At 55.4% G+C, this 397-nt stretch carries 1 pseudogene; it reads right to left on the reverse strand.

Going from position 1 to position 397, the window contains the following annotated elements:
• Nucleotides 1-98: 98 nt before the first annotated feature.
• Nucleotides 99-397, reverse strand: a pseudogene (locus BGK49_RS18550) (IS1-like element IS1X2 family transposase); the annotation flags it as partial.

Below are 397 nucleotides of genomic sequence, written 5' to 3' on the forward strand. Positions count from 1 at the left end.
ACTGGCCGATAAACCGGGTCGGCGAACTGCTCCCCTGGCGCGTAGCACTGCCGACTGAATAACACATCCCCGTCAATACGGTTCTTGCTGCACGCTTACAGATGTTGTCTCAGATTCAGATTATGTCGCTCAATGCGCTGAGTGTAACGCTTGCTGATAACGTGCAGCTTTCCCTTCAGGCGTGATTCATACAGCGGCCAGCCATCCGTCATCCATACCACGACCTCAAAGGCCGACAGCAGGCTCAGAAGACGCTCCAGTGTGGCCAGAGTGCGTTCACCGAAGACGTGCGCCACAACCGTCCTCCGTATCCTGTCATACGCGTAAAACAGCCAGCGCTGACGTGATTTAGCACCGACGTAGCCCCACTGTTCGTCCATTTCAGCGCAGACAATCA

Source organism: Shigella sp. FC1544 (genome assembly GCF_001722145.1).
In the GTDB taxonomy this organism is placed as follows: Bacteria; Pseudomonadota; Gammaproteobacteria; order Enterobacterales; family Enterobacteriaceae; genus Escherichia; species Escherichia coli.